The organism is Synechococcus sp. R5-13 (assembly GCF_047462015.1).
Taxonomy (GTDB): Bacteria; Cyanobacteriota; Cyanobacteriia; order Thermostichales; family Thermostichaceae; genus Thermostichus.
The window spans coordinates 1-6,175 of sequence record NZ_JANSIL010000052.1; the positions used below are offsets into that span (position 1 = coordinate 1).

A 6,175-nucleotide genomic window follows, 5' to 3' on the forward strand; every position below is an offset into this window, starting at 1 on the left:
CAAACAGAATGCTATCGCTGCATAGTTGAACAGTGATGTTCAGCAGTGTTCAGCGTAAATGTATCAGCTCTGCCGACTGGCGCACCGTCTCGAAAAAGTGATGGACATTGGCCTCTGGAGTGCTTGGGTGAATGCCGTGGCCCAGGTTCATGATATGCCCACGGGATCCGGCTTTTCGAATCACCTCTAGGGTGCGCTGCCGGATGAACTCCGGGGATCCCAGCAACACCATTGGATCCAGATTGCCCTGCACCGCTAGGGATCCCAGGCGAGCCCTGGCCTCTGCCATGTCGCTCATCCAATCGAGGCTGAACACGTCGATGCCGGCTTTGCCCACCCGCTCCAGCAAAGCGGCGCTGCCGTTGATGTAGAGGATCAGTGGCACCTGCGGATAGCGAGCTTTCACCTGATCCACAATTTGCTTTTGGTAGGGCAAGGCCCAACACTCGTAATCGACTGGGCTGAGCTGTCCGGCCCAAGTATCGAACAACTGCACCACCTGGGCGCCGCCCTCGATCTGGTAGATCACGTAGCGGGCAATGCTGTCGGCCAGCTTACTCAGCAACTGATGCAGCAATGGCGGCTGCGCGAAGGCCAAGCTTTTGATGTGGGCATAATCTTTGGAGCTGCGCCCTTCCACAGCATAGCAGGCCAGAGTCCAGGGGGAGCCGACAAACCCCAGCAGCGTTGCTTTCCCTTCCACCTCGCGGCGCAGGGTGCTGAGAATGGTCTTGATAAAGGGCAGACTTTCTTCCGGTTCCAGGAGGCGGATGCGCTCAATTTGGGCTTGCGAACGAATCGGCGGGTCGATGATCGGCCCCTGATGCTCCACCAGCTCAAAGGGGATGCCCATGCCCTCAAGGGGGGTGAGGATATCGCTGAACAGGATCACCCCATCAGGGGCAAAGGCCCGAAACGGTTGCAACGAGATCTCGATGGCCAGCTCCGGGATCTCGCAACGCTGCTTAAAGGTGTACTTGCTTTGCAGCTCGCGGTAGGCCGCCATGTAGCGACCCGCCTGGCGCATCATCCAAACTGGAGGGCGATCCAGCACTTCCCCTCGGGCCGCCCGCAGCAAACGGTCACCCAAGTGCTCCGCACCGCTGGCGGTGGAGGAGGTGGCGCTGAGCTGAACAGGCGAGTGGGACATAGGAGGGCAATCCGGCTAAAGATCCTTATGAATCCTGACATTGTGGCGACAGCAACCGCAAGTTGGCGGCTCAGGATCCCTGCAGTTTCTTCATCGGCTGCAACTTGCTGTTACTTCTTACCCTTTTGGCCTCTGGGCTGGGATCCCCAATTCCCCAATTAAAGTGGACATGAGATAATGACACCTGACAAGTCTGTTGAAGAACGGCTCGACAAGGATCCCCCCATTGCCGAGTTGAGAGGAAACCCCGCTTGGTTGCCCAAACCTTTAACCTGAAAGCCTACCTGAGCCAGCGTCAGCAACAGGTGGAAGAAGCTCTCTCTGCAGCTTTGGTTCCCGCCTATCCGGAGCGCATTTACGAGGCGATGCGCTACAGCCTATTGGCAGGGGGGAAGCGCCTCAGGCCCATCCTCTGTCTGGCTGCTTGCGAGTTGGCCGGCGGCACTGTGGAGCAGGCTCTGCCTACCGCCTGTGCCCTGGAAATGATCCACACCATGTCGCTGATCCATGACGATCTGCCGGCCATGGACAATGACGACTTTCGCCGCGGCAAACCCACCAACCACAAGGTGTTCGGCGAAGACATTGCCATCTTGGCAGGAGATGCCCTGCTGGCCTTTGCCTTTGAGCACATTGCCAGCCAAACTCAGGGGGTACCGCCGCAGTTGGTGTTGCAGGTGATTGCCCGCATTGGCCATGCTGTGGCGGCAACCGGTTTGGTGGGGGGACAGGTGGTGGATCTGGAGTCGGAGGGCAAAGCCATTTCCCTGGAAACTTTGGAGTACATTCACAGCCACAAGACCGGCGCTCTGCTGGAGGTCTCAGTGGTTTCGGGAGGGATCCTGGCGGGGGGAGATGAGGAGCTGCTGGACCGCCTGAGCCGCTACGCCCGCGATATTGGCTTGGCCTTTCAGATTGTGGACGACATTTTGGACATCACCGCCACCAGCGAGCAACTGGGCAAAACGGCAGGCAAGGATCAAGCTGCTGCCAAAGCCACCTATCCCAGCTTGTTGGGCCTAGAGGCTTCCCGGCAAAAAGCCGAGGAGCTGATTCAATCGGCCAAGGAAACGTTGCGCCCCTACGGACCGCGGGCAGAACCGCTGCTGGCTCTGGCGGACTTCATCACTCGCCGTCAGCATTAGGGCAGGACAAGGGGACAAGATCAGATGGGATCCCTGGAGACCCTGCTCGCATTCGTGTGCTGGAGAGCTGTATGCTGCAACAGTTGATGGCCAATCATGTCCTCTGGGTTGCTTTGCTGGCCAGTGTGTTGGCCCAAGCCATCAAGCTGATCCTTTCCTATGTGCGGTCAGGCAAGGTTAACCTGCGAGTCTTGGTGGAAACCGGGGGAATGCCCAGCTCCCACGCAGCGTTGGTGACGGCTTTGTCCGTTGGGGTGGGGCTGCAGGAAGGCTGGGACAGCTTGCTGTTTGCCGCGACGGTGGTTTTCGCATTGGTGGTGATGTACGATGCCGCGGGGATCCGCCAAGCCGCTGGAAAACAGGCGCGGGTGCTGAATCGCCTCCTGGAAGAATGGTTTGAAGAAAAGGGCGCCGACCGTTTTCCAGAACCCTACCTGAAAGAATTGCTGGGGCACACTCCCGTTCAGGTCATGGCCGGCGCGGCTTTGGGGGCAGCCTGTATTACATTGTCGTTTGCCCTGGGAGTAAACTGAGAGCCATTGGGGCATGCTAAGGCAGAAGTACCGCGGGGTGGTCATGGCTTCCAGTTCTCAACCTCGTCCGATCCAACGTTGCCCTTCCTGTGGCAAGCCGATCCCAGCCTACCGGTTCAAGTCTCCCTACTGCGACCACTGCGGTTGGCGGGCGGCCCCGGCAGCGCAAGCCCCTCAAAAAGGTGGATCCCTGGGCCAGAAAATTGCAGCTCAGGTAAACGGGATCGGATCCCAAGGTCAACGCCTCAAGGTGCCCCCTCTGCTACAGCCGCTGCTGAACTTCAACTTTTACCTCTATCTGCTCTGGGGGATCAGCCCTCTGTTTCCGCTGGTGGTGGATCGACCCCTGCTGGCCGAATCCAACTATCTGCTCCTAATCCCGCTTTTGTTGAGCTGGGGGCTGCTTTATTTGGCGGTGCGAGATCTGCCGCTGCCGGACAATTTGCGGCTGCCGCGCCTGTTGTTGGATGTATCGTTCATCCTGCTGCCCTTCTTCCAGAAAATTAATGTGTCCAAAGCCCCCAACCGACCCTATTGGAATGCTCTGCTGATTTGGGTGATCGGGATCCTGCTGCTTGCCGCTTTGCGGCTTTGGAGCTTTAGCCTGCTCCTGACGGCGGTGACCTTGCTGTTGACCAGCTTTTGCACGCTGCTGTTCTAACCGAGATCCTTGCAAAGAACCTCAATATTTATTTAACATTTCATGAGCATTCCTGCTGCCCGTCAACGCTTTGCCCTTGAAATCCAATCGGAGCCCATCGATCTGGGTCGGGCGGCCCTCTGGATTGCCCAAGAAGCCTATCCCGATCTGGAGGTGGAAGAGTATGTGGCCGCTCTGGATGAGATGGCCGCAGAGGTGCAAGAGCGCCTTCCCCCGGAGCGTTATCCCCTGCGGGTCATCAAGATCTTGAATCACTATCTCTTTGAGGATCTGGGCTTTCGTGGCAATCGCGAAGATTATTACGACCCACGCAACAGCTTTTTGAACGAAGTGATCGATCGGCGCACCGGGATCCCGATTACGCTGTCGCTGATCTATCTAGAGCTGGCGCGGCGGATCGATTTTCCCATGGCAGGAGTGGGCATGCCCGGCCACTTTTTAATCCGGCCCCTGTTTGCAGGCGCCGAGATTTTTGTGGATCCCTTTCAGCAGGGGGAGATTTTATTTCCAGAAGATTGTCAAGAGCTTTTGTCGCAAATCTACGGGCCTGGGATCCCTTTCCAAGAACACCACCTACGCCCCACCCCTCCCCGCCTGATCTTGGTACGCTTGCTCAACAACCTCAAGCAAATTTATCTGAGCCGCGCCGAACTGGAACCCGCTTTGGCAGCAGCGGAACGGATCTTGTTGTTGATCCCTGAATCCTTGCCCCACCTAAGGGATCGCGGGCTGTTGTATTATCAGTTGGGCCGTTGGCAGCAAGCCTACCAGGATCTCAAGCGCTACTTAAAACAGGCGCCTTTCCACCCCGAGATCAATCGCTCTGATGAGCATTTAATCCGGGAAATTGTCGAGAGATTGGAATCTCATCCCGACTCATGCTAGGAGCATGCACAATTGCTCTCAGTTGTGCGTTGTGTAAGTGTGTAAGTTTTGAGCAAGATCTGCCGTCGTTTGCAAGCAAGGCTAGGTTTCTAGCAGGGATCGGAAGCAGCCCTTACCTCTTGGCGCAAAATGGCTTCCACCAGCTTATCTAAAGCCTCTAGATCAGATAGATCATAGTTTTTTTCCCAGAGGATTTGGTTAATGCTGGACTCCTGCTGCAGAGTTAAAACCGAAGATTGTAAAACCTCATCGATGATCTGGCGAATGCTCATCTTAACCTCGCAATCGTGAGAAGAATTGATGGCTTTGGCTCATAAGCCTAGAATGCTGGAAACGCTCTGCGATAGCCATCGTGAGGATCACGTATTTTGACATCAGAATCTGGGGCGACTCATCCAAACCCTTTCGGGGAAATCGCCAATAGTACTTTTACGGACTTGAGCTATGGATGGCGCTGAAGTCTGCGAACTTCTCAGGATCTTCTGAGACAGACCTGCTCCCCATTGAGGGCAGCTTGGGCCTCATCATCTGTTGCGAAGGCGGTGCGAATGATGCGCTCACCGGGATGGCGATCCCCTGCCGAAAGGCCGAGATCCCGCACCACAAATGAGCGCTGGATCCAGCGGTCGAAGCCATCGTAGCGGGGAGAGAAGGCAGTCCGTCCGTGAACGGTGCGGCGATTGTCAATACAGAGCAGATCCCCTGTTTCCAGCTTGATGCCTCGGTAGACAGCGTGGATTCCCTTCCTCAGGGCTTCTAGAGCCAGACTGGCTTCGGGGGTGAGCCCCACCATCAGGTCTTCGTCGTAGTTCCAGAAGGGATCCTCTCGACGGCCATACAGCACCGGCAAAATGGGTCCATTGATCAGGGCTTGCCGGTTGCCGAAGGAGTAGTCGATGCCGGTGCGATACAGGGGTTCAAACAGCAGCTCTCGATCGCGCTCTCCTAGCAGAGGCAGGACATGACGGATGCTGGCGTAGGTGGTTTCCGCCACACGATCATGGTCGGGGCGCAGGCAAAACAGCAGCAAAAACTCCGGTGAGTGGGGATGAAAAACCGTCTCGCGGTGAAACTGTAGCCGAGTGCGGGATCCCTCAGAAGATTGCACTTCTTCGCTGCCGGGAGTAGGCACCAAGTTTTGAAACAAATCCCCGTTCTTTTCTTGAATGTAGGAGACCAAATGCCCCAAGCGGCTGCCGATCATTGCCAAGCAGCGTTCGCTGACAAAAGTGGTTTTCTCCTCGGAGCGCTGCGCCAGAGCCGGTGTGCGGGTATGGTCTAGTCCGGGATCCACGGGCAAGCCCCGCAGCAGCAGGATCCCTTCCGAATTGGAATACAACTGAAACTCCAGCAAGGCCCGCCGCAAATGTCGGGGCAGCTCATCTGCCCGCATCTCGCAGTCCAGGAGAAATTCTTCTGTTTCCCGATAGGGATCGGGCCCAGGTGCAAAAAACAGGTTTATCGTCTTTTCATCAAAGCCCCGACAATCGATCAGCAGGCATCCTTTTGCAAGCTGTGAAGTCTTCATCACGATCCCTCACCACCCACTGCCCTAGTCATAGCAGCCACAGCAACTTTTGGGCAGGGATCCTACACTCAAAACCCAATCTCGGCGAGTGTAGCGCACTACCCTTCGGTGCTAGAACCTCAGTCTGAGGCGGGGCAGAGCAAGGCTCTAGTCAATGATACGCTGGACTATACTGGAAATAATGTATAGCATGTTCAGCATGACTGCTTGGTATGGCTAGGTATGTGAAACCGAGAGAGGCGGCGGATTATTTTGGGGTGTGTCTCCACACTT

General features: G+C 56.3%; 7 protein-coding genes and 1 pseudogene. 5 read left to right on the top strand and 3 right to left on the bottom strand.

The window, feature by feature from the left end; all coding sequences use genetic code 11:
- Positions 1-49 precede the first annotated feature (49 nt).
- Positions 50-1,150, bottom strand: coding sequence for a uroporphyrinogen decarboxylase (hemE, locus tag NW840_RS04375; protein WP_414342613.1), 1,101 nt, complete (start codon positions 1,148-1,150; stop codon positions 50-52).
- Between the two features lie 251 nt (positions 1,151-1,401).
- Between hemE and crtE the strand changes: the two genes are divergently transcribed.
- The 4 genes from crtE (at position 1,402) to NW840_RS04395 (ending at position 4,374) form a co-directional block, all read left to right on the top strand.
- Complete coding sequence (gene crtE / locus NW840_RS04380) at positions 1,402-2,295, top strand: geranylgeranyl diphosphate synthase CrtE (protein ID WP_414342614.1); 894 nt, start codon at positions 1,402-1,404, stop codon at positions 2,293-2,295.
- 71 nt (positions 2,296-2,366) lie between these two features.
- The gene (locus NW840_RS04385; protein ID WP_414342616.1) at positions 2,367-2,828 is read left to right on the top strand and encodes a divergent PAP2 family protein; all 462 of its coding nucleotides are present in this window, start codon (positions 2,367-2,369) and stop codon (positions 2,826-2,828) included.
- Positions 2,829-2,841: 13 nt separating this feature from the next.
- Positions 2,842-3,489 carry a hypothetical protein gene (locus NW840_RS04390; protein ID WP_011433452.1) on the top strand — a complete coding sequence of 216 codons (648 nt, stop codon included), beginning with the start codon at positions 2,842-2,844 and terminating at the stop codon, positions 3,487-3,489.
- A gap of 42 nt (positions 3,490-3,531) precedes the next feature.
- The gene (locus tag NW840_RS04395; protein ID WP_414342618.1) at positions 3,532-4,374 is read left to right on the top strand and encodes a SirB1 family protein; all 843 of its coding nucleotides are present in this window, start codon (positions 3,532-3,534) and stop codon (positions 4,372-4,374) included.
- An 89-nt stretch (positions 4,375-4,463) separates the two neighbouring features.
- Here the strand turns inward: NW840_RS04395 and NW840_RS04400 are convergent, their stop codons facing one another.
- Together NW840_RS04400 and NW840_RS04405 are read right to left on the bottom strand one after the other, a co-directional pair.
- A complete protein-coding gene (locus NW840_RS04400; RefSeq protein ID WP_414342619.1) occupies positions 4,464-4,646 on the bottom strand; it encodes a hypothetical protein in 183 nt (60 codons plus the stop codon).
- 200 nt (positions 4,647-4,846) lie between these two features.
- The gene (locus tag NW840_RS04405) at positions 4,847-5,902 is read right to left on the bottom strand and encodes a TauD/TfdA family dioxygenase (RefSeq protein WP_414342621.1); all 1,056 of its coding nucleotides are present in this window, start codon (positions 5,900-5,902) and stop codon (positions 4,847-4,849) included.
- Positions 5,903-6,114: 212 nt separating this feature from the next.
- Here NW840_RS04405 and NW840_RS04410 point away from each other — a divergent pair.
- Positions 6,115-6,175, top strand: a pseudogene (locus NW840_RS04410) (IS607 family transposase); the annotation flags it as partial.